We start from the raw sequence: 22,342 nt of genomic DNA, 5'->3' as shown, positions 1-22,342 counted from the left end.
TCGGAACGGACAGGCATGAACACAGCGAGACAGGCCGCGCGTCAGCGCAGGCAACGACGCAGGCTTGTGCTGGGCACCACCTTGGCGGCGGTGACCGCCGCGGCCGTTCTCGCCTACCTGGTCATGGGGTCGCTCCCCGACCGCGAGGCGGAGGCAGGGCATGCCGCAGCCACGGCCGTCGCCGACGCCAAGGTGGGAACCACCCCCACGACGGGCACCTCGAGCGCGTCGCCGCCCCCTCCCGCGACCAGCACACCGAAACCGAAACGGACACCGAAGGCCGCTGAGAAGACCCGTGCAGCACGCCCTTCGGCCAAAGCCACTCCGCGGCCCCCGCGAACGGCGCCCACCACGCCATCGCTAGCGGGACGGATTCGGCCCAACACTAACTACAACGGGGTCGCGACCGCCTACGAGGCCGCCGACGGAAACGGCGCCTGCCTGTTCGGCCCGAGTCCCGACCTCATGATCGCGGCCATGAACGCCACGGACTACGAGACCTCCAGAGCATGCGGCGCGCACGTGCTCGTCCGCGCGGCCAACGGCAAGTCGATCACGGTACGGATCACCAACGTATGCCCCCTGCCCTGCGCACCCGGGCAAATCGACCTCAGCCAACAGGCCTTCGCCAAGCTCGCCGACCTCAAGGTCGGCCGGATACCGATCACCTGGAAGCTGCTGAGCCCCAGCACGTCCGACACGATCTCCATCAGATACAAGGACGGGTCCAGCCGTTATTGGTGCGGCATCCAGGCGATCGGCCACCGCAACCCGGTCGCGCGCCTGGAGGTCCGCACCAGCGGCGGCTGGCGCCAGCTGCCCCGCACCGAATACAACTACTTCCTCTCCGATGGCGGCAGCGGGTGCGGCGGCTCGATCAGAGTCACGGACATCTACGGAGAACAACTCACCATCAACGGGATCGCGATACGGCCGGACGTCGCACAACCGACCGGGGTCCAGTTCGCCCGGCACTGACGACGGTTCCGGCAGCAGGCTCGGAGCGCTTCGTCGGCGGGCCGCGGAGCGCTCCGAGCGAGCCGGTCAGTACGGGCAGGTCAGAACCGGCAGGTGTCCATCCAGCGCGTGACCAGGGAGGTGTTGTTCTTGTCGGCGTCACGTACGGGACCGCACAGGAACGGGCTGAAGCGGGTGTCGGCACGCAGCCAGAGACTGAGGAACGACACGATCCACTTGCCCTGCTTGGCCTTGTTGCCGGAGCCCGTCATCGGGCACAGATGGTCGCCCGGAACCTCGATGTAGAGCTTCTCGGCCCGGGACATGGAGGTGTACCAGGGCACCGCGTAGCTGTTGCCGTGGGCGACAGGGTCGCTTTGACAGGTCAGGAAGAACGTGGGATCGGTGACCGCGGAGAAGTTCTGGTTCGGGTAGTACGGGGCCGTGGGCACGCCCGCCCGGAAGCGCGGGTCGTCCCGGAGGGCCGCCATGACGCCCCCGCCGCCCATCGAGTGGCCGACCGCGCCGAGCGTGCCGTTGAGCTTCCCGGATACCGGGTTTCCGGGGGCGTTGCCGAGCGCGAGCAACTGGGTGCCGGCGGCGGTGATCTGGCGGCCGCGTGATGCGGGATCGTCGGTGAGTGTGTTGGTTCCGACGTTGATGACGACGAAGCCCCAAGAGGCGAGGCGGGGTGCGAGCCACTGCAGGTTCTGCTGGGTGCCCTGATAGCCCGGCATCAGTACGACGCCCGGATACGAGCCACTGTTCCTGGGGTACGTGACCGTGCCGGAGCCGTACCCGGTGGGGCGGGGAACGGTGTAAGTGGCGGTGGCCAGCGGTCCGTTGGCGGCCTCCAGGGAAGCAGTCGTCGGGTCCGGGACGGCTGCGGCCGCCGGCGGGGCGGCGGCTGTCAGCAGAGTCAGCGCCAGGCCGAGGGTGGTCACCAGGGCGATCAGTGCCGTCATGGCGCGGGGGCGGGTCCGTAACTGCACGGTCGTGTTGGCCGAACGACGGGATGGGTCCATCTCATTTACCTCCGGATAGCGGTGAGAGCGCGGTTGACCGGACAGTGGAGTGCGCGAAGGGGCGCTGCGTGCGGCGGCTACCGGGACTGTTCGAAGAGCCAGTCGATGACCACGTCGTTCTCGTACGTCTGAGCCCATGAGAGGTGGGGGTTCACCGGTGTCGTTCCGGGTGTGTAGCTCGTGAACAGGACGTGGCTGCGCGTGGCCCGGGCCTGCCGTAGGAGCGCCCGGGACCGGGCCTCGAACTGCGCCTTCGGCAGATCGTTGGCCCACTCCCCACGGGTGACCCGTGCGCCGGCGGTCTCCAGCGCGTTCATCAGTGTCCAGGTGCCGGGCTTGCCGAACCGGCCCTCCCGGTAGGGGACGACCGGGTCGTCGATGGAGTGGTCGGCCCAGATCGGGATGTGCGTGATCCTCTCCATGACGGCCGGGTCGCCCCAGCCGGCCGTGGGCAGGGCAGCCGCGAAGACCTCGGGTCGCTTCGCCAGCAGGCTGTAGATGCCGCGCCCGCCCGAGGACAGGCCGACGAGATAGAGCCGGGCTGTGTCCACGTTTCGGGAGTGCTCGCTCACGAAGGTGTCGATGAGTTCGATCAGAGCGGCCTGGACCTTGCCGTCGGTCCAGTCCGTGCCGTCCGGTCCGTCCATGGGACGGGGCAGGGGAATCTGCGGAGAGAGGACGAACGCGGGGTCGCGGCGCTGTCGTTCCGGTTTGGCGAACGTGACCGCGATCCGGTTGGAGGTGAGCTGGGTCATGTTGTTGTCGGCGACTTCGCCACCGCCGTGCAGGGTGACGACGAGTGGGTACCGCTTGCGCGTCTGCGGGTTCCGTACGAATCCCTCGGGCTGGTACAGCCGGAAGTCCAGTTCAAAACCTGCGGAGTCGGTGAAGGAACCGGCGGCGAAGTCGTCGACCACGGGAGTGCTGACGTCGTCGTTCCGGCTCGCGAACGGACCGGCCTGGAGTACGGGTTCACCTCCCGGGGTGCGCACGTCCTCCACCTGTCTGACGGAGTACGCGCGGTCGAGCGGAAGGGGATCGGTGCCCGCGGCCCGCGCGTTGGAGTCGCTCGGGTCGAGTTCGATGATCAGGTGGTCCCCCGGCCGTCCTGGGCGAGATCGGTCGTCCACCTCGGCGGTGGTGCTGGAGTAGACCCGGGTCACCGTGCGGGCCGCTGTCTGCCCGCCCACGGTGGCCTTCACCTGGAAGGCCGAGGGCGGGATCTCCCCGCCGCGCAGGTCGATGCGGTACGAGTACTGGAGGGCGACGGCTGTCACCAGCCAGTTGTTCCTCGGCGTGACCCGCGTGACGAGATCCGTTCGCAGGACCGGATTGCGCCCCGAAGTCGCTTGTCGTCCTTGAGAGTTGGCTGTCGTGGTGTCGGCGGCCGAGGCGGTTGCCGTGCTCACGGCCGGCGCCGCGACCGCACCTGCTGTGACTGCGAGCGCCGTACGTCTGGTGATACGTCTCATGCGTCGTCCTCGTCTCGGTCGGTGGTACACCCGGGCCGGGTGCCTGGTGTGTGGAGGTGTTCGTCCTGCTCCCAACTCCCGGAAGCGGGTGGCATGTTGGAGGTCTGAGCGGCATGCGCGGTGGCTGCCGGAAGTCCGCGGCCGGCGGGGGCTCCGCTCAGGCCCGGGACACCGGTCACAGGGGGAACGCACCGGTCAGCAGGGCGCCGGCGGTCATGACCAGGGTGGTGGCGAAGGCCCAGCGGAAGATGAAGCGCTGGTGTTCGCCGAGCGACACACCGCTCATGCCGACCAGGATGAACGTGGACGCGGTGAGCGGACTGAGCGGGAACCCCGTGGTCATCTGGCCGAGAATGGCGGCCCTGGCGACCTCGGCCGGGTCCGTGCCGAAGCCCTGCGCGGTCTCGGCGAGTACGGGCAGTACGCCGAAGTAGTAGGCGTCCGGAGTGAAGACCAGGCTCAGCGGCATGCCGGTGACGGCCACCGCGACGGGCAGGTGGGATCCGAAGGAGTCGGGAACGACGGAGACGAGCGCCTCGGCCATCTCGTCGATCATTTTGGTGCCGGTGAGGATCCCGGTGAGTACGCCGGCCGCGAAGATCATCGTGGTGACCAGGACCACGCTCTTGGCGTGCTTGTCGAGCAGCGCCTGTTGCTGTTCCCAGGTGGGGTGGTTGACCAGCAGCGCGATCGCGAACCCGAGGACGAACAGCACCGGAAGCGGCATCACTTCCTGGATCAGGCAGACCAGGAGGGTGATGGTGAGCAGGAGATTGAAGATGTTCAGCCAGGTCCGCCAGGTCCGCGGCAGCGGCGGGACCCGGACGGTGCCGGGCCCGTCCCCGGGAGCCCGGAGGGCCTGACGCTCCCCGTCAGCCGTCGCGGGAGTGGTGTGCCGGCTCGACTCACCTTCCGTGGTTGCCGTGAGCGTCGTCGAAGCGGCGGGTTCACGGTCGTCCCGCTCGTCCTCGCCCTCGCGCACGTCCGTGGCCGGACCCCGCGGGGACAGCGCGGCAAGACGGTTGCGTTCCCGGCGGCCGAGCAGGTACGAGGCCACCAGTACCCAGACGACACCGAAGCCCATCGCGGGCAGCACGGGGTTGAAGACCTCGGAACTGTCCAGCTTCAGCGCCGCCATGGCGCGTACGGTCGGGCCACCCCAGGGGACCATGTTCATCACGCCCGCGCCCAGGCAGACCACTCCGGACAGCACCAGAGGGTTCATACCGAGCCTCTTGTAGACCGGCAGCAGTGCGGAGACGGTGATGAGGAAGGTGGAGGCGCCGTCGCCGTCCAGGGCCACGCACAGGGTGAGGACGGCTGTGGCGACGGTGATCCGCAACGGGTCGCCCTGCGCCACCCGCAACAGACCGCGGATCAGGGGGTCGAAGAGCCCGGCGTCCACCATCAGGCTGAAGTACAGGACCGCGAAGGCGATCATGATGCCGGTGGGGGCCACCTTGGACAGCCCATCGAGAATCAACTCGCCCAGATCGCCCGCGAATCCGCCGATGAGCGCCGCCAGCACCGGAAGCAGGATCAGAGCGACCAGTACCGAGGCGCGTTTGGTCATGGTGAGCAGCAGTAAGACGGCGATCGTGGCGAAGCCCAGGGCTGCCAGCATGGCGGCGCTCGCTTTCTCGGGGACGGCCCTCGGCAGCGGCGGGCGGAGCTGGGCGGGGGGAGGCAGGCCGAGGTGTTACGCGAGAGTTTCGGAGCACCGGCGGATCGGTGTCCAGCATCAAACCGAGATCTGTCCATGCGTTAAGCGCATCAATCCAAGCGGGGGCGCCCTACCGGGCGGGCATGAAGGAGCTCAGGCGATACCTGCTCGGCGAACGCTCCCGACCGTGACGGAGAGGTTCCTGGAGACGCACGAAGAGTTCCGCCTCCAGGGGCGTCCGCTTCCGTCCGGGGTTTCGTGGGCTTGAGGCCGCGTACCGACCCTTCTCTGATTCATGCGTTCTTCGCATGGATTGATGGCCTTCTGTTGCTCGACAGGCATTTCTCCGCTCCGGCAGTCTGAGGACAACGGCGACGGCCGCGCCGCACCAACGCGGACGACGCTGTCGGGACCCACGCGGGACAGCAGGGGCAAAGGAGCGCATCGGTGTCGGACGACGAGCGGAACACCACCGGAAGCGGGCAGTTGCACGGTCTGAAGGTGGTCGAGTTCGCCCATGTGGTGGCCGGTCCGCTGGCAGGCTCGATGCTCGCCGACCAAGGGGCCGACGTCGTACACGTGGAACCCCCCGGCGCCGGAGACGCGGCCCGCGCCATGGGACCCCAACGTGACGGTGTTCCCCTGTGGTTCAAGGTCGCCGGCCGCAACAAACGCTCGGTCACCCTCGATCTGCACCACGAGGCCGGCCGACTCGTCGCCCACCGGCTCGTCGCCTGGGCGGACGTCGTCATCGTCACCCTGCGCGCCGGACGCCTGCGCGACTGGGGACTCGACTGGGACTCCGTGCACCGGATCAACCCCCGGGCCGTACTGCTGCAGATCTCCGGCTTCGGCGCCACCTCGTCACAGGCGGACGCCCCCGGCTTCGGCAAGGTGGGTGAGGCGCGCAGCGGAGTCGTCCACCTGACCGGCTTTCCCGACGGCCCGCCCGTGCACACCGGCTTCTCGCACGGCGACGCCGTGACCGGCCTGATGGGCGCCTACGCCGTCCTCGCCGCCCTCCACCGCCGCGACCACGACCCCGGGTTCGACGGTGAGTGGATCGACCTCGCCCTCTTCGAGTCCCTGTTCCGTCTGGTCGAGTGGCAGGTCATCGTCCACGACCAGTTGGGACGAGTGCCCGAACGCTCCGGCAACCAGTTGGCGGTCGCCCCGGGGGCCGTGATCAACACCTACCGCTCCCGCGACGGCGAGTGGATCACGGTGACCTCCGCGACGCTGCGCTCGGTCCGTAACATCGCCCGCCTGCTGGGGCTCCCCGAGGAGGAGTTCGCCACGGCTCAGCAACAGTACGACCGGCGCGAACAGTTGGACGTGGGCCTGCGGCGCTGGGTGGCGGAGCGTGCCACCGGCGAGTGCCTGGAGGAGTTCGCCCGTGCCGAAGTCGTGGCCTCACGGGTGTTCGACGCCGCGGACATCGCCGCCGACCCCGTGTACGCCGAACGCGAAGACATCGTCACCGTCGATGACCCCGATCTCGGTCCGGTACGTATGCAGGCGGTGATCCCTCACTTCCGGCAGCGGCCCGGCCGGGTCTGGCGGACGGGGCCCGCCCTCGGGCAGGACAACCACCTGGTCTATGGGCAGTGGCTCGGACTCAGCGCGGACGAGCTGGCCGACCTGGAGAAGAGCGATGTCATCTGAGGAGCCTTCGGACAAGCCTGCCGAGGTGGACGCCGGAGTGGTCGACCGGCCCCCGCTGCGCTCCCTGCTCTTCGTCCCCGGCACCAGAACCGACTGGCTGCCCAAGGCCCGGGCGGCGGGCGCCGACGCGGCCATCCTCGACCTGGAAGACGCGGTGCCAACCGCGGACAAGCTCACCGCCCGCGCACAGGTGGCCGACGCCGTCGCACGGGCCGCCGCCACGTCGGCCGAACAGGCGGGACGGATGGCATTGTTCGTCCGTGTCAACCCGCTGGACGACTGGGCGGGGGCCGAGGAACTACGCGCGGTCGTACGGCCCGGGCTCGCCGGTGTCGTCCTTCCCAAGGTCCGCTGCGCCCAGGACGTGAAGCTCGCCGACCGGCTGCTGGGCTGGTGCGAACAGGAACAGGGCCTGCCGCCGGGACACATCGCCCTGGTGCCCCTGCTGGAGACGGCACGTGGCCTGCGCGAGGCCTACGACATCGCCCAAGCCGCTTCGCGCATCGCCTACTTGGGCGCTCTCACCGCCCCCGGCGGCGACGTGGAACGCGCCGTCGGCTACCGCTGGAGCCCAGAGGGATCGGAAACGGTGGCACTGCGCTCCCGCGTTCTGCTGGACGCCAGGGCAGCCGGAGTGCCATGCCCGGTCAGCGGATTGTGGACGCGCATCACCGACCTGCCGGGGCTACGCGCCTTCGCCGAACAGAACCGCTCCCTCGGCTACGAGGGCATGATGGCGATCCATCCCTCCCATGTCCCCGCGATCAACGAGGTGTTCTCTCCCAGCTCCGCCGAACTCGCCCGCTGCGCGGAGCTGATCGCGGCGGTCGAGGCGGCACAGAGAGAAGGGACGGGCGCCGTGACCTTCCAAGGTGAGATGGTCGACGAGGCCATGGCCCGTACGGCCCGCCTTGTGCTCGAACGACACGAGGCGCAGGTTCGCGTGGCGCGCACGAGTTCCGCGTCGAGGCCGCGGGCCCGCGACGCTCAGGGTCCCCTGACGGACACTCACCCTCACTCGGTCTGACCGCCGGCCGGCGGGTGTCGCCGGGGCCGACACCTTCGCCCGGCATGAGCCGGGGGACGGGCCAAGAGCCCGTCCCCCGGTGCATTCAGCCAATCTCGGCCGCTGCCACGGCGGCTCGCGGTAGAGGGCCGCGTGAGACGTACCGCGACCAGAGGGTGGCGAGGACAGTGACGGACGCGATGAAGCCGAGCAGTACGTACAGGGGCGGGACGGTCTCTTCCTCGGTGTTCAGGAGCCAGATGGCGACGATGTGGAAGACGTATGCCGTCAGCGACATCGAGCCGACCGCGATGACGGGCTTGGTCGGGCGACGCAGCCAAGGGAAGGTGTCCATTGCTGCCAGGCACGCGATGATCACCAGGATTGCCACACCGGTGTTGCCCACGATGGACAGGGTCGCCTCGCTGTGCGGGGAGGCGACCAGCATCGCGGCAGGGGTGTCGCCGAAGATTTCGACGCTGCCGGGCGATGCGGACGACATGGATGACATGGACGGCATGGACGACATGCCCGCTCCCTCTTCGGCCTTCCGGACGGCTTCAGCGGCACCGGGTACGAGACGCAGCGCCAGCCAGGAGCCGCCGTAGCCGGTGACGGCGAGGGCGACGCCGGAGAGGGCGAGGCGGATCCGGACAGCCGTGGCGGCCAGGTCGAGGCGGGCGATGGCCATGCCGGCGAGGACGAAGGGGACCCAGGTCAGGGCCGGATAGCCGCCGGTGAAGAACAGCGAGACGAGGCCGTCGGCCTGGCCGACGGTGGGGAACGAGCGCCCGCCGACCACCGGCTTCAGCAAGTACAGCAGCTGCGGACCCACCAGGGCCCAGCCCGCGGCGATCATCGCCAGCGGCTTGGCGCCCAGCCGGTACAGCGGCAGCACGAGCAGGAAGAACAGTCCGTAGAAGGCGAGGATCGGCACGACCGGAGTGCCGGTCATGGTCAGGGCGGTGCCGAGGGCCAGCAGGATCACGGCCCGGATGATCACCTTGGCGACGGCCTGGCGACCGGCCGGCCCGGTCTTCGGCGTGCGGCGCCCGGTGATGAGGGCGACCGCGAAGCCGGCCAGGACGGCGAACAGGGCGGAGGAGCGACCCTGCGCCAGCTCCATCAGGAAGCCGATGACGCCGTCCCGGCTCGGGGCGGGGCCCACATGGACCGCGTACATGCCGAAGACGGCCAGGCCGCGGGCCAGGTCCAGCCCGATCAGCCGGCCCACGCGGGGCGCGCTGGTCGACGCACTGGTCGAGGGCTCACCGCGCGCGACTTCAGGTAACGGTGCGGCGGCCGAGAGCAGCGGGGGGTCAGGGTGCTGTGTCATGCAACTCAGGCTGGAGACCGCGCCGTTCACGGAGTATCCGGCAGAAGGCTGCGGTGTCCCTGCCGACCGGGGGGTGCTACCCCGCCGTGTGGCTGGAGCTGCCGTTCGCCGGGCCGCCGGTACTCTGCGGGGCTTTAGGGTCGAGTCGGTGCGGGCCGGACGGCATGCATGAAGGTGAGGCGGAGCGCGCGTGATCCGGGTAGTGGTGGTGGACGACGAGGCACTGGTCCGGTCGGGGTTCGGTCTCATTCTGGGCGCGGCCGAGGACATCGAGGTCGTCGCGACGGCGAGCGGGGGCGAGGCCGTCGAGACCGTCCGCCGGGAGCGGCCCGACGTGGTGCTGCTGGACATCCGGATGCCGGACGTCGACGGGCTGACCGTCCTGCGCGAGCTGCGTACGATGCCGGACGCTCCGGTGGTGGCGATGCTGACGACGTTCGACGCCGACGAGTACATCCTGACCGCGCTGCACTGCGGCGCGGCCGGTTTCCTGCTCAAGGACACCGAACCGGAGCAACTCGCCCAGCTGGTACGCACCCTGGCCGCGGGCGGCGTGGTGCTGTCCCCCAAGGCGTCGCGGACCCTGCTGCGCGGCCACCCCGGCACCGAGGCGTCCGTCGACGAGGAGGTGGCCCGCGTCCGGCAGCTCACCGTCCGCGAGCGCGACGTTCTCGTCCTGGTGGCCGAGGGGCTGTCGAACGCCGACATCGGGGCACGTATCCACCTGGGCGCCGGCACGGTGAAGGACCACGTCAGCGCGATCCTCACGAAGCTACGGGTGACGAGCCGGGTGCAGGCCGCGCTGCTGGCGCAGCGGGCCGGACTGCTCGCCGAGCGCCGGCAGCCGGAGGCCAGACGATGAATCGCGCACGTGTCCTGTGGCAGCGTGTGCCCGCGCCGGTCGTCGACATCATCCTGGTGGCGGTGACAGCCGTGGACGTATGGCTGAACCTGTGGGACGCCACACGTACCGACGTCGCGCTGGCCGCGCTCGGCTGCGCCGCGCTGGCCTTCCGGCGCAGGTTCCCGCTCGGCGTCTTCCTGCTCACCCTGCCCGTCGCGGTCACGCAGCCGGTCGCTGTCGCTCCGCTCGTGGCGCTGTTCACTCTGGCCGAACGCTGCCGCAACCGCCGTCTCCTCGCGGGATGCGTCGCCCTGGCCGCCGTGGCGAGCAGCGTTCCGTGGCCCGCGGCTTTCACCGAGGTCGGCCGGACCATGACGCTGATCGACTTCGTGTACAGCCTGGCGACCGCTGTCGTACCGGTCCTCTTCGGCCAACTCCTCCAGGCACACCGGGACTTGGCGCGGCGGCTGGTCGAGATCGAGGAGGCCAGGGAGTACGAGCGGTCCCTGCACGCCCAGGCCGTGCTCGCCCGCGAACGCGCCCAACTGGCCCGCGAGATGCACGACGTGGTCGCCCACCAGGTCAGCCTGATCGCCGTACGGGCCGGAGCCCTGCAGGTCGCAGCCGGGGACGCGGACGCCAAAGAGGCCGCCCGCACGATCCGTTCGCTGAGCGTCACCACGCTCGACGAACTGCGCACCATGGTCACCCTGCTGCGCGCCTCCGGCGGCAACGCCACGGAGCTGACCCCTCAGCCCACCCTGGCCGACCTGCACAAGCTCCTGGAGTCCAGCGGCACCCACGCCGATCTGAAGGGCGAACTCCCGCCCACGGTAGGCACACCCGCCCAACGCGCCCTCTACCGCACGGTCCAGGAGGCCCTGACCAACGCCCGTAAACACGCCCCCGGCGCCACGGCCCACGTCGAGCTGTGGCAGGACGGCGACGACGTCGGAGTGACCGTCACCAACAGCCCGCCCACGCGCCCCTCCCTGTCCCTGCCCGGTTCCCGGCAGGGCTTGGTCGGTCTGCGGGAACGCGCCGACATCCTGCACGGCACCCTGGAGTCGGGCCCGACCGCGGAGGGCGGCTACCGGGTGCGGCTGCGGATTCCGCTCAGTGCGGACTGAGCTCACTCAGGCTCCGTGGCGGACGCGCGGACGCGCGGGGAACGGGGGACAGGCCGAGCGGGCTACAGCGGCGTCGACGCCGACGGCACGAAGGGCGCCCCGTGTCCCGGCACGATCAGCGCCGGGCCGAGAGCCAGGACCTTCTCCCTGGCCGCCCGCAGTTGATCGCGGTCGGGCGCGAAGGGGTCGTCGGCCGGTCCCTCGGCGGTCCACCACAGATGGGTCAGGGCCACCAGGCCCTCGTCCGTCGTCACCAGGGTGGTGACGTCCTCGGCGGTGTGGCCGGGGGTGGTCATGAGCGTGATCGACGAGGAGAGCCGGTATCCGTCGGCGTTCCGGTCCTCCCAGACGTCGTCCTGGTAGATGGCCATATGGTCGTGGAAGCGGGCTTCGGGAAACAGGGCTGCGTTCAGCGTGTGATCCGGGTGGTGGTGGCTGAAGATCACGTCGGTGACGTCCTCGGGGGCGAGGCCGTGGGGCGCCAGCGGGTCCAGGATGAGCCGGCGGTCCGCGACCATGCCGGGGTCGACGATCGCGACGGTCGCGCCGTCGACGAGCAGGGAGACCGTGCCGGCCACCCGCGTGTCGGCGTAGCCGGTGGTCAGGACGTGGAACGAGGCGGTCATGACGGCTCCTCGGGTCGTGGGCTTGTGTGGCGGTGCGAGCCCGGTCACCGGGGAAGGAGCGCCCGGAAGCCGGTGATCAGGGCACCGAGACCGACGTCGAAGGCGAGTTCGGCGCGGCGGTGGTCGGTGGGGGTGTCGTCGAGTACGGCGGTGAGGTGCGGGGCGGTTTCGCGGGTCACGTCGGAGACCATCACCGGCGGGGCCACGAGGTCGAGGGCGGAGCCGAGGACGAAGCTCTCCAGCGCGTTGATCAGGGGCATGACCTGGCTCGCGGTGAAGCCGGCGGTCAGCAGGAGTTCGGCGACCTTCTCGTACATCGCGTGCATGAAGGGTTCGGCGAGCGGGGCGGTGGCGAGCAGGGGGACCGCCCCGGGGTGCGCGGCGAAGGCCTTGCGGTAGGAGCGGGCCCATTCCTCCAGGGCCTGCTCCCAGGGCTGTGACGAGTTCCAGTCGTCGGGGCCGGTCTCCAGGGCCAGCTCTTCCCGCATGAGCGAGATGATCTCGCCCCGGCCGGAGACATGGTGGTAGAGCGCGGACGGGGCGACGCCGAGTTCCCTGGCCAGGGCGGGAATGGTGAGGACGCCGCCCTGCTCGTCGGCGAGTCTCAGCGCTGCGGTGCCGATGCGTCGGCGGTCCAGCAGAGGGGTGCGCGGCCTGGGCACGTGGGCTCCTCTTCGTATGTCTCGCCGTTCGGCAGGCGGCACGGTCGCCCGCACGGCGTCACCGGAACTTTACCGAATGACTTTCAGTAAAACTCTTCCCGGCGGTTCGAGTGAGCCCTACATTACCGAAACCGAATCAGTTTCGGTTTTCGCCGTACGACGGGAGGGCGTCACCACCATGCAGGCCGACATCGTGTTCACCGGAGGAACCGTCAGGACCGGCGCCGCCGAAAGCCCGGTGCTCGAGGCACTCGCCGTCACGGGCGGCAGGATCAGCGCGCTCGGGCCGGAGGCACTCGCCGCCCAGGGCACGGACACCACCGTCGTCGATCTACAAGGAGGCGCGCTGCTGCCCGCGTTCGGCGACGGACACGTGCACCCGGTGATGGGCGGACTGGGTCTGCTCGGAGCATCCGTGCGCGAGTGCACCTCCATGGAGGAGATCGTCGCGGCCGTACGGCACTGGGCCGACGCGCACCCCGAGGCCGAGTGGATCACCGGCGACGGCTTCGACGCCTGGCTCGCCCCCGGCGGCAGGTTCGACGCCCGTCTGCTGGACGCGGCCGTCCCGGACCGGCCCGTGGTGCTGCGCACGATGGACCACCACACGGCGTGGGTGAACAGCGAGGCGCTGCGCCGGGCCGGGTTCACCGCTGCCACACCGGACCCGGACGGCGGCGAGATCGTGCGCCGGGAAGGCTCCACCGAACCACTGGGCACCCTGCGGGAGTTCGCCGCCATGCTCCCCGTACTCGACCTCGTACCCCAGCCGTCCCACGAAGTGCAGGTGGAGGCCCTGCGCGAGACCGCCGCCCGGTTCGCCGCCTCCGGAGTGACCTGGATGCAGGACGCCTGGGTGGAACCGCACCACGCCGATGTCTGGATCACCGCGGCGACCAGTGGCCCGGGGCTTCCCGTGCGTGCCGACCTCGGCTACTTCCTGGGGCCCGAGCACTGGCCGGAGAGCCTCCTCCGGATCGCTGCCGAGCGTGAACGCGTGGAGGGTGCCGCCCCCGGGCTGCTCACCGCGCACACCGTGAAGTTCTTCGCGGACGGAGTCATCGAATCCGGCACGGCGGCTCTCCTCGAGCCGTACAGCGACTGCCCGCACTCCCATGGCATCGCCAACTGGACCCCGGCGGAACTGGCGAAGGCCGTCACCGCGGTCGACGCCCTCGGCTTCCAGCCGCACATCCACGCACTCGGCGACGGCGCCGTCCGGGCCGCCCTGGACGCGATCGAGGCCTCGGCCCGCACCAACGGGCCCCGCGACCGCCGCCCGGTCATCGCCCACGCCCAGATGATCGACCCGGCCGACCTCCCCCGCTTCGCCGAACTCGGGGTGATCGCCAATCTCCAGCCGCTGTGGGCCCAGCCCGACCGGCTGATGACCGACCTCATCCTGCCGAAGATCGGCCCGGAACGCGGCGCGCGGCAGTACCAGATCGCCGCCCTGCTCGCCTCCGGCGCCCGCATCGCCTTCGGCAGCGACTGGCCGGTCACCGATCACGAACCACTGCGGGGCATCGCCACCGCCGTGACCCGCCAGACGCCCGACGGAATCCCCGACGGCGGCTGGCTCCCCCAGGAGCGGATCGACACCACGACCGCCCTGGCCGCCTACTCCGCCGGATGCGCCTACCAGGCGTACGAGGAGAACAAGTGGGGCGTCCTGCGCCCCGGTATGTGGGCCGACCTGGTGCATCTCGCCGCAGACCCGGTCGAGACCGCGCCACGCGACCTGGCGGACCTGCCCGTCCTGGGCACCTGGCTCGCCGGACGGCGTACGTACGGCTCCCACGTCCCCACGCCGGTTCCTGCCGCAGGACGGTAGCCGAAAGGCGCCGTCACGGCGGGACCGCGCACCAGGTCAGCAACCCACCCGTCGACCTCACGCATCACGCGGAGACCTCCATGACCGAGCCCCACACCTCCACCGCTCCCCAACAGCCACCGACAACCCCCGGGCCGGAGCCGACCGGCCACCTGCAGCGGGCCACGCTCGGCGTCACCGACATCGTCTTCTTCGTCATGGCAGCGGCCGCCCCGCTCACCGTGATGGCGGGCATCGCCCCGCTCGCCATCCTCTTCGGCGGCATCGGCGCCCCGGTCGCCTATCTGGCGGTCGGCATCGTGCTGTGCCTGTTCGCGGTCGGTTTCACCGCCATGACGCCGCACATCCGCAACGCGGGCGCCTTCTACTCGTACATCGCCCGGGGCCTGGGCCGCCCCGCCGGCCTGGGAGCGGCGCTGCTGGCGGTGTTCTCCTACAACGCCCTGCAGATCGGCACCTACGGCGCCTTCGGCTTCTTCGCCGCCGGCACCGCGAACGACCTCCTGGGCATCGATCTGCCCTGGCCGGTCTACGCCTTCGCCGGGATCGCCGCGGTGTGGTTCCTCGGCTTCCGGTCGATCCGCGTGGGCGCCAAGGTCCTCGCCACCCTGCTGATCGCGGAGACCGCCATCCTGGTGCTGCTGGCCGGCGCGATCCTCGTACAGGGCGGCGCGGACGGGCTGAGCCTGGCCTCCTTCGCCCCCTCCAACGTCTTCACCTCGGAGATGAGCGCACCGCTCGGCCTCGCCATCGCCGCCTTCGTCGGCTTCGAGTCCACCGTCCTCTACCGCGAGGAGGCCCGCGACCCCGACCGCACCGTGCCCCGCGCCACCTACCTGGCGGTCGGCTTCCTCGGCCTCTTCTACACGTTCATCGTCTGGGTCATCGTCCAGGCCTTCGGTGACGACAAAGCCGTCGGGACCGCGGCACAGAACCCCGCCGAGATGTTCTTCACCGCCATGACCCGCTACGTGGGCGACTGGGCCACCGACCTCCAGCGCGTCCTGATCGTCAGCAGCCTCCTGGCCTCCCTGCTCGCCTTCCACAACGCCATCACCCGCTACGGATACGCACTGTCCGTCGAGGGCGCCGCCCCCGCCCCCCTGGGCCGCATCCACCCCAAGCACGGCTCGCCCTGGGTCTCCGGCATCGCGCAGACCGTACTGGCGGTCGTCGTCACCGCCGTCTTCGCCGCGATCGGCGTGCACCCGTACAACGAGTTCCTGCTGTGGGTGAACACCCCCGGAGTGGTCGGCATCCTCGCGCTGCAGACGCTCGCCGCCTGCGCCGTGGTCGCCTTCTTCCGCCGCAACCCCGGTACCGGCGGGGTAGGACGCCTGCGCACGGTCGCCGCACCCGCGACCGCCGCGCTCCTCCTGGCCGTGATCACGGGGCTGGTCTGCACCCGCCTCAGTCTCTTCACCAGCGCCCCGCCCGCCGTCAACTGGACGCTCGTCGCGCTCACTCCGGTCGTCTTCGCGATCGGCGCGGTCCTCGCGACGCGGATGCGCCGCAAGCGGCCGGAGGTCTACGCGAAGCTCGCCACCACCGACGTCGACTCCGTGTGACCGACGGGCGGCCCCGTCGCGGGACGGCACACCACCGCGACGGGGCCGCAGACGCACGCCGACGCCTCGGGGCGCGGCTCGACGTCCCAGGGCTCGGCCGCCTCGCCCGGACACCGCCACCGCCACCGCCGCCACCGCGAGGACCCTCCCGCTCCGGCGGACCCCCGCGACCCTGGCCTTGGTCCTGGTCGGCCTCGCCGCCGGCCTCTTCACGCAGGCCCCGCGCCGCGCTCTGCTCGGGTCGCCCCTGCGGGACGGCGCCCTGCCCCCGCCCTTCACGCGCCGATCCTGCGATGAGGGCGCTCCACGCGCCGGTGAGCGGCTCGGGCCACGTGCTCGGCGGCTGCCACCGTTTGCCCTGCTTGGGGGAGTTCCACCAGGCGGTGCCGGCGGCGCGGATCGTGTTGGTGCCGCAGTGCACCTCGCCGCTGCCGCGGAACTCACATACGCCCCGTGAGAAATCGACGGCAACCTTTTCGCTCTCGGCGGCCACTGAGCAGTGCACCATCGGCTCGATCTTCCGAACGGACAGGTATGAGGACAGCGAGGCAGGCCGCGCGTCAGCGCAGGCAAGGACGCAGGCTTGTGCTGGGCACCACCTTGGCGGCGGTGACCGCCGCGGGCGTTCTCGCCTACGTGCTCATGGGATCGCCCCCGGACCGCAAGACGGAGGCAGGGCAAGCCGCGGCCACACCCGCCGCCACCAGCCAGGCGGGCACTACCACCACGACTGAGACGGGCACCCCGAGCCCATCGGCGACGCCGACCCCGACCGGCACGCCGAAGGCCGCTGAGAAGACCCGTGCAGCACGCCCTTCGGCCAAAGCCACTCCGCGGCCCCCGCGAACGGCGCCCACCACGCCATCGCTAGCGGGACGGATTCGGCCCAACACCAACTACAACGGGGTCGCGACCGCCTACGAGGCCGCCGACGGAAACGGCGCCTGCCTGTTCGGCCCGAGTCCCGACCTCATGATCGCGGCCATGAACGCCACGGACTACGAGACCTCCAGAGCATGCGGCGCGCACGTGCTCGTCCGCGCGGCCAACGGCAAGTCGATCACGGTACGGATCACCAACGTATGCCCCCTGCCCTGCGCACCCGGGCAAATCGACCTCAGCCAACAGGCCTTCGCCAAGCTCGCCGACCTCAAGGTCGGCCGGATACCGATCACCTGGAAGCTGCTGAGCCCCAGCACGTCCGACACGATCTCCATCAGATACAAGGACGGGTCCAGCCGTTATTGGTGCGGCATCCAGGCGATCGGCCACCGCAACCCGGTCGCGCGCCTGGAGGTCCGCACCAGCGGCGGCTGGCGCCAGCTGCCCCGCACCGAATACAACTACTTCCTCTCCGATGGCGGCAGCGGGTGCGGCGGCTCGATCAGAGTCACGGACATCTACGGAGAACAACTCACCATCAACGGGATCGCGATACGGCCGGACGTCGCACAACCGACCGGGGTCCAGTTCGCCCGGCACTGACCCCGCCGCGTACCCGTACGCGCGTCTCTTTCCTACGTGGCAGCTACGGTCGCGGCAATTGATGTCGCGGCAATCGTGCCTGGCCCCGCGACCAATGTGGGGGTGGTCGCGGGGCCAGGGGTGTTCGCGATGAACGGTTTTGGGCTCTTCGGCTCCTAACAGCTGTAGTTGACCAGCCGGAACGACTCGTAGTGATCCGCGGTGTAGTAGTCCTCCTGCTGCTCCTCACCCGTGACGATGCGGCGTGCGCCGCGGTCGTCGGAGCCGGGCGTGATCACCGTGTACTCGTGGTAGTAGCCGGTGTCCTGGTCAGGAAGGATGCCTTCGCGGTTCTGGAAGACGGTGCCGTCCTGGGGGAAGGGGAAGGGGCCGCCCGACTCGATCAGGTCGAGCGTGTCGTGCGCCTGGGACGGCAGGGCGCTGTAGCAGACGTTGCCGACGGCGGTCGGCGCCGCGGTCGCGGGGACCGTGGCGGCGCCGCCGATGAGCAGGGCGGATGTGAGGGCGACCAGAGCGCCGATGCGAGTGCTGCGTGGGGGGAATCTCATGACTCCTAGCATGACGCGCGTAGACGCTGGCATGTCAATGTCAAGGCCCACAATTTCGCCCAGCAAGTCGCATGATTTTTCCGGGAGTTAACCCGCCGTGCGGCCGACACATCGCGGCTACGCGCTCTCCGCCGGCAGCTCGTACGAGCCGTACTGCGGGCGCCCTGCCAGCTCATACGTGTGGATGGCGACACCCGTGCTCGTGACGCGCGCCTCGGTGTGGGTGAACGCGGTCGGTACCGCGCCCTCGGCGAAGAGGCGACGGCCCGTGCCGAGTACGACCGGGAAGGTCAGCAGGTGCACGGTGTCGACCAGGTCGAGCGCCAGGAGGGACTGGGCGAGGGCGCCGCTGCCGTGGACCTGGAGCTCGCCGTCGGTGCTCTCCTTGATCGCGGTGACCTCCTTGGCGAGGTCGCCGCGAACGACCGTCGTACCGGCCCAGTCGGCCTGCGTCAGGGTCGACGAGACGACGTACTTGGGCAGGGAGTTGAGCTTGCTCGCGACCGGGTTGCCCGGGTCGGTGACCCTGGGCCAGTGCGCGGCGAAGATCTCGTACGTACGACGTCCGAGAAGGAACGCGCCCACCCGGCCGAAGACCTCGTCGACGAACCGTCCGAAGTCCTCATCGCCGTACGGAACGCTCCAGCCGCCGTGCTCGAAGCCGTCGCGGGTGTCCTCGTTGGGACCGCCGGGGGCCTGGTAGACGCCGTCGAGGGTGACAAAGCTGGTGAGGCTGAGCTTGCCCATGATGAGTGCCTTCCGTGGAGGGAAGTGATGTCTCTGTCATCAGCTCAGACCGCTCCTGGGCCCGCAACTCATCGGTGGCTGGTCTCTCCCCCACTCTCGACTTCTCCCCCACTCTCGACTTCGCTCGAGCGGGGGGACCCCCATGAGCGGGGCCCCCATCGCGGCGGAACCGCAAATGTCACAGCCCAGGATCCCTACGGGGCGCCTGGCCCCGAGCTCGCCAGTGCCTCCGACAGTTCCACCGCGATCTGCTGGAGCACGGGCACCGTCTTCTCCGTCATCGCCTCCGTGACGCGGCCGGCCGGGCCGGAGATGGAAATCGCCGCCGCGGTGGGCGAGTTGGGGACGGAGACCGCCAGGCAGCGGACTCCTATCTCCTGCTCGTTGTCGTCCACCGCGTATCCGGAGCGGCGTACCTCTTCCAGTGCGGTGAGAAATGCGTCCGGTGACGTGATCGTCTTGTCTGTGGCGGCCGGCATACCCGTGCGGGACAGCAGGGCGCGTACCTCGTTCGCCGGGAGGTGTGCGAGCAGGGCCTTGCCGACGCCGGTGGAGTGCGGCAGCACCCGGCGGCCGACCTCGGTGAACATCCGCATCGAGTGCTTGGACGGGACCTGCGCTACGTACACGATCTCGTCGCCGTCGAGCAGCGCCATGTTCGCCGTCTCGCCGGTCTCCTCGACCATGCGCGCCAGGTAGGGCCGGGCCCAGGTACCGAGCAGCCGGGAGGCGGACTCGCCGAGGCGGATCAGGCGGGGGCCGAGCGCGTACCGGCGGTTGGCCTGCTGTCGTACGTAACCGCAGGCCACCAGCGTGCGCATCAGCCGGTGGATCGTCGGCAGCGGCAGCCCGCTGCTCACGGAGAGCTCGCTGAGGCCGACCTCGCCGCCCGCGTCCGCCATTCTCTCCAGCAGGTCGAAGGCACGCTCGAGGGACTGGACGCCACCGCTGGGTGCGGAGTTCTTCGAGGCGGAGGCATCCGCGGGGGCGTCGCTGGCGCTGGACGTCGGCACGGGGCGTTCCTTTCAGGTCCGGCAGGAGAAGCAGCCTATCGGCCGGTCAGTTGGTTGACGGACCGGCTGTGGATAACTACGTTCTGCTTTATGAAAGCGTAATTCCGCTTTACGGAATGTTCCAGGCGAACGGGCACGCTCTTGACGAGGTGGAGCCTGCGGTGAAGACTCCTTCAACATAACGTTGAATTTCGCACTGCGGAAGAGGCGGAACAGAGCGGCAGAGCGGAACAGGACGGCTGAGAGGGGTCCGGGTGTCCGACCACGGATGGAGTGAGGGACAGGGCGAGGTGCGGGGCGGCGAACTGTTCCTGCGCTCGACGCGCGTCATCACTCCCGAAGGGACACGCGCCGCCTCGGTCGCGGTCGCGGAGGGCAAGATCACGGACGTACTGCCGTACGACGCTGAAGTTCCCCCCGGAGCGCGGCTGGAGGACTTCGGCGACGACGTCCTGCTGCCCGGCCTCGTCGACACCCATGTGCACGTCAACGACCCGGGCCGCACGGAGTGGGAAGGCTTCTGGACCGCCACCCGCGCCGCGGCGGCCGGTGGCATCACGACGCTGATCGACATGCCCCTCAACTCCCTTCCCCCGACCACGACGGTCGACCACCTTCGTACCAAGAAGGACGTCGCCCGCTCCAAGGCCCATATCGACGTCGGTTTCTGGGGCGGGGCCCTGCCCGACAACGTCAAGGACCTGCGTCCGCTGCACGACGCCGGAGTCTTCGGCTTCAAGGCGTTCCTCTCGCCCTCCGGAGTCGACGAGTTCCCGGAGCTGGACCAGGAGCAACTCGCCCGTTCGCTGGCCGAGATCGCCGGCTTCGACGGCCTGCTGATCGTGCACGCCGAGGACCCGCACCAGCTCGCCGCAGCCCCCCAGAAGAGCGGCGGCACCTACGCCGACTTCCTCGCCTCCAGGCCGCGCGACGCAGAGAACACGGCCATCGCTCAGCTCATCGCGCAGGTGGGGCGCCTGCACGCGCGCGTGCACGTACTGCACCTCTCCTCCAGCGACGCGCTGCCGCTGATCGCCACCGCCAAGCGGGAAGGCGTACGGCTGACCGTCGAGACCTGTCCGCACTACCTGACGCTCACGGCCGAGGAAGTCCCGGACGGGGCGAGCGAGTTCAAGTGCTGCCCGCCGATCCGTGAGGCGGCCAACCAGGACGCGCTGTGGCAGGGGCTGATCGACGGCACGATCGACTGCATCGTGTCCGACCACTCACCCTCCACCGCCGACCTCAAGACCGCCGACTTCGCCACCGCCTGGGGCGGCATCTCCTCGCTCCAGCTCGGCCTTTCGGCGATCTGGACGGAGGCGCGCAGTCGGGGCCGGTCCCTCGAGGACGTCGTCCGCTGGATGTCCGCGCGCCCCGCCGAACTGGCCGGACTCTGCCAGAAGGGCGCCATCGAGGCCGGCCGCGACGCCGACTTCGCGGTCCTCGCACCCGAGGAGACCTTCACCGTCGACCCCGCAGCGCTGCACCACCGCAACCGGGTCACGGCGTACGCGGGCCGGACCCTGCACGGCGTCGTCAAGTCCACCTGGCTGCGGGGCGAACGCATCGTGGCCGACGGCGAGTTCGGCGAACCCGCCGGCCGACTTCTCGAGAGGAACAGCTGATCACCGTGACGGCGCAGCATGAATCCCCTGTGGCTCGTTTCACCGGCGACGCGAGCCCGTACGGGGGCGGCGACCCGTACGCGGACTACCGCACCGCCGACTTCCCCTTCACGCGGTACGCCAACCTCGCCGACCGCCGGCTCGGCGCCGGGGTCGTCGCCGCCAACGACGAGTTCTTCGCCCAGCGCGAGAACCTGCTCGTGCCCGAGCGCGCCGAGTTCGATCCCGAGCACTTCGGGCACAAGGGCAAGATCATGGACGGCTGGGAGACGCGGCGCCGACGGGGGGCCTCCGCCGAGCATCCGTGGCCCACGGCCGAGGATCACGACTGGGCGCTGGTACGGCTCGGCGCCCCCGGTGTCGTACGCGGCGTCGTCATAGACACCGCGCACTTCCGCGGCAACTATCCGCAGGCGGTGTCCGTCGAGGGTGTGTCGGTGCCCGGGTCCCCGTCGCCGGAGGAATTGCTGTCGGACGACGTGAAGTGGACGACTCTCGTGCCCCGTACGGCGGTTGGCGGCCACGCGGCCAACGGCTTCGACGTCGCTCTGGAGCAGCGCTTCACGCATCTGCGCGTCAATCAGCATCCTGATGGGGGCATCGCGCGCCTGCGTGTGCACGGCGAGGTGGTGCCGGACCCCGAGTGGCTGTCCGTGCTCGGCACCTTCGACGTCGTGGCCCTGGAGAACGGCGGCCAGGCCGAGGACGCCTCGAACCTCTTCTACTCCCCCGCCACCAACACCATCCAGCCGGGCCGCTCCCGAAAGATGGACGACGGCTGGGAAACGCGCCGACGCCGCGACACGGGTCACGACTGGATCCACTACCGGCTCGTCGCCCGCTCCGAGATCCGTGCGATCGAGATCGACACGGCGTACCTGAAGGGCAACTCGGCGGGTTGGGCCTCGGTGTCGGTACGGGACACCGAGACCGGCGCCTGGACCGAGGTCCTCCCCCGCACCCGCCTCCAGCCGGACACGAACCATCGCTTCGTCCTGCCCACGCCGGCCGTGGCCACGCACGCGCGCGTGGACATCTTCCCGGACGGCGGGATCTCACGGCTGCGACTGTTCGGCTCGCTGACGGAGGAGGGGATGGCGGAGCTGCGGGGGCGGCTTCGGGAGGTGGGTGGC

General features: G+C 70.1%; 19 protein-coding genes. 10 read left to right on the top strand and 9 right to left on the bottom strand.

Annotated elements, in window-relative coordinates; translation table 11 throughout:
* Positions 1-15: 15 nt before the first annotated feature.
* On the top strand, positions 16-978 hold the full coding sequence (locus G6048_RS29955) for an expansin EXLX1 family cellulose-binding protein (RefSeq protein WP_165342733.1): 963 nt from the start codon (positions 16-18) through the stop codon (positions 976-978).
* Positions 979-1,058: 80 nt separating this feature from the next.
* Here the strand turns inward: G6048_RS29955 and G6048_RS29950 are convergent, their stop codons facing one another.
* From G6048_RS29950 to G6048_RS29940, 3 genes are all read right to left on the bottom strand, one after another.
* Positions 1,059-1,982 (bottom strand): poly(ethylene terephthalate) hydrolase family protein, encoded by a 924-nt coding sequence (locus tag G6048_RS29950; protein ID WP_165342732.1) that lies wholly within the window; start codon positions 1,980-1,982, stop codon positions 1,059-1,061.
* Between the two features lie 77 nt (positions 1,983-2,059).
* Positions 2,060-3,454: a prolyl oligopeptidase family serine peptidase gene (locus tag G6048_RS29945; RefSeq protein WP_165342731.1), complete on the bottom strand. Its 1,395-nt coding sequence runs from the start codon at positions 3,452-3,454 to the stop codon at positions 2,060-2,062.
* 175 nt (positions 3,455-3,629) lie between these two features.
* Positions 3,630-5,078 carry a CitMHS family transporter gene (locus tag G6048_RS29940; protein ID WP_165342730.1) on the bottom strand — a complete coding sequence of 483 codons (1,449 nt, stop codon included), beginning with the start codon at positions 5,076-5,078 and terminating at the stop codon, positions 3,630-3,632.
* Between the two features lie 486 nt (positions 5,079-5,564).
* Here G6048_RS29940 and G6048_RS29935 point away from each other — a divergent pair, with 486 nt between their 5' ends.
* Together G6048_RS29935 and G6048_RS29930 are read left to right on the top strand one after the other, a co-directional pair.
* Complete coding sequence (locus G6048_RS29935; protein ID WP_165342729.1) at positions 5,565-6,782, top strand: CaiB/BaiF CoA transferase family protein; 1,218 nt, start codon at positions 5,565-5,567, stop codon at positions 6,780-6,782.
* Positions 6,772-7,809 carry an HpcH/HpaI aldolase/citrate lyase family protein gene (locus tag G6048_RS29930; RefSeq protein ID WP_165342728.1) on the top strand — a complete coding sequence of 346 codons (1,038 nt, stop codon included), beginning with the start codon at positions 6,772-6,774 and terminating at the stop codon, positions 7,807-7,809. Before G6048_RS29935 ends, G6048_RS29930 begins: the two co-directional genes overlap by 11 nt.
* 85 nt (positions 7,810-7,894) lie before the next feature.
* Here G6048_RS29930 and G6048_RS29925 read toward each other — a convergent pair whose 3' ends face one another.
* Positions 7,895-9,124 (bottom strand): DUF418 domain-containing protein, encoded by a 1,230-nt coding sequence (locus G6048_RS29925; protein ID WP_165342727.1) that lies wholly within the window; start codon positions 9,122-9,124, stop codon positions 7,895-7,897.
* 190 nt (positions 9,125-9,314) lie between these two features.
* Here G6048_RS29925 and G6048_RS29920 point away from each other — a divergent pair, with 190 nt between their 5' ends.
* Both G6048_RS29920 and G6048_RS29915 read left to right on the top strand, forming a co-directional pair.
* Positions 9,315-9,986: a response regulator gene (locus tag G6048_RS29920; RefSeq protein WP_165342726.1), complete on the top strand. Its 672-nt coding sequence runs from the start codon at positions 9,315-9,317 to the stop codon at positions 9,984-9,986.
* Positions 9,983-11,098, top strand: a complete 1,116-nt coding sequence (locus G6048_RS29915; protein ID WP_165342725.1) for a sensor histidine kinase — start codon at positions 9,983-9,985, stop codon at positions 11,096-11,098. Before G6048_RS29920 ends, G6048_RS29915 begins: the two co-directional genes overlap by 4 nt.
* 62 nt (positions 11,099-11,160) lie before the next feature.
* Here G6048_RS29915 and G6048_RS29910 read toward each other — a convergent pair whose 3' ends face one another.
* Both G6048_RS29910 and G6048_RS29905 read right to left on the bottom strand, forming a co-directional pair.
* Positions 11,161-11,724: an MBL fold metallo-hydrolase gene (locus tag G6048_RS29910; protein ID WP_165342724.1), complete on the bottom strand. Its 564-nt coding sequence runs from the start codon at positions 11,722-11,724 to the stop codon at positions 11,161-11,163.
* A 44-nt stretch (positions 11,725-11,768) separates the two neighbouring features.
* The gene (locus tag G6048_RS29905) at positions 11,769-12,386 is read right to left on the bottom strand and encodes a TetR/AcrR family transcriptional regulator C-terminal domain-containing protein (protein ID WP_165342723.1); all 618 of its coding nucleotides are present in this window, start codon (positions 12,384-12,386) and stop codon (positions 11,769-11,771) included.
* Between the two features lie 178 nt (positions 12,387-12,564).
* On the opposite strand from G6048_RS29905, the gene G6048_RS29900 reads away from it, so the two are divergent.
* The 3 genes from G6048_RS29900 to G6048_RS29890 all read left to right on the top strand — a co-directional run bounded on the left by G6048_RS29900 (position 12,565) and on the right by G6048_RS29890 (position 17,273).
* A complete protein-coding gene (locus tag G6048_RS29900; protein ID WP_165342722.1) occupies positions 12,565-14,220 on the top strand; it encodes an amidohydrolase in 1,656 nt (551 codons plus the stop codon).
* An 80-nt stretch (positions 14,221-14,300) separates the two neighbouring features.
* Positions 14,301-15,788, top strand: coding sequence for an APC family permease (locus tag G6048_RS29895; RefSeq protein WP_165342721.1), 1,488 nt, complete (start codon positions 14,301-14,303; stop codon positions 15,786-15,788).
* Positions 15,789-16,322: 534 nt separating this feature from the next.
* Positions 16,323-17,273 carry an expansin EXLX1 family cellulose-binding protein gene (locus G6048_RS29890; RefSeq protein ID WP_165342720.1) on the top strand — a complete coding sequence of 317 codons (951 nt, stop codon included), beginning with the start codon at positions 16,323-16,325 and terminating at the stop codon, positions 17,271-17,273.
* 155 nt (positions 17,274-17,428) lie between these two features.
* On the opposite strand, the gene G6048_RS29885 is transcribed toward G6048_RS29890, so the two are convergent.
* The 3 genes from G6048_RS29885 to G6048_RS29875 all read right to left on the bottom strand — a co-directional run bounded on the left by G6048_RS29885 (position 17,429) and on the right by G6048_RS29875 (position 19,581).
* The gene (locus tag G6048_RS29885) at positions 17,429-17,821 is read right to left on the bottom strand and encodes a ribonuclease domain-containing protein (RefSeq protein WP_165342719.1); all 393 of its coding nucleotides are present in this window, start codon (positions 17,819-17,821) and stop codon (positions 17,429-17,431) included.
* A gap of 117 nt (positions 17,822-17,938) precedes the next feature.
* Positions 17,939-18,568, bottom strand: coding sequence for a dihydrofolate reductase family protein (locus tag G6048_RS29880; protein WP_165342718.1), 630 nt, complete (start codon positions 18,566-18,568; stop codon positions 17,939-17,941).
* A gap of 194 nt (positions 18,569-18,762) precedes the next feature.
* Positions 18,763-19,581: an IclR family transcriptional regulator gene (locus G6048_RS29875; RefSeq protein WP_165342717.1), complete on the bottom strand. Its 819-nt coding sequence runs from the start codon at positions 19,579-19,581 to the stop codon at positions 18,763-18,765.
* Positions 19,582-19,835: 254 nt separating this feature from the next.
* Here G6048_RS29875 and allB point away from each other — a divergent pair, with 254 nt between their 5' ends.
* Both allB and alc read left to right on the top strand, forming a co-directional pair.
* Positions 19,836-21,209, top strand: coding sequence for an allantoinase AllB (allB, locus tag G6048_RS29870; protein ID WP_408056188.1), 1,374 nt, complete (start codon positions 19,836-19,838; stop codon positions 21,207-21,209).
* A partial coding sequence (alc, locus tag G6048_RS29865) for an allantoicase (protein ID WP_206342291.1) occupies positions 21,206-22,342 on the top strand: 1,137 nt, incomplete at its 3' end. The genes allB and alc, both read left to right, overlap by 4 nt.

This window comes from Streptomyces ureilyticus (genome assembly GCF_011045025.1).
GTDB lineage: Bacteria > Actinomycetota > Actinomycetes > Streptomycetales > Streptomycetaceae > Streptomyces > Streptomyces ureilyticus.
This window is presented reverse-complemented; position numbering and strand designations above follow the sequence as displayed.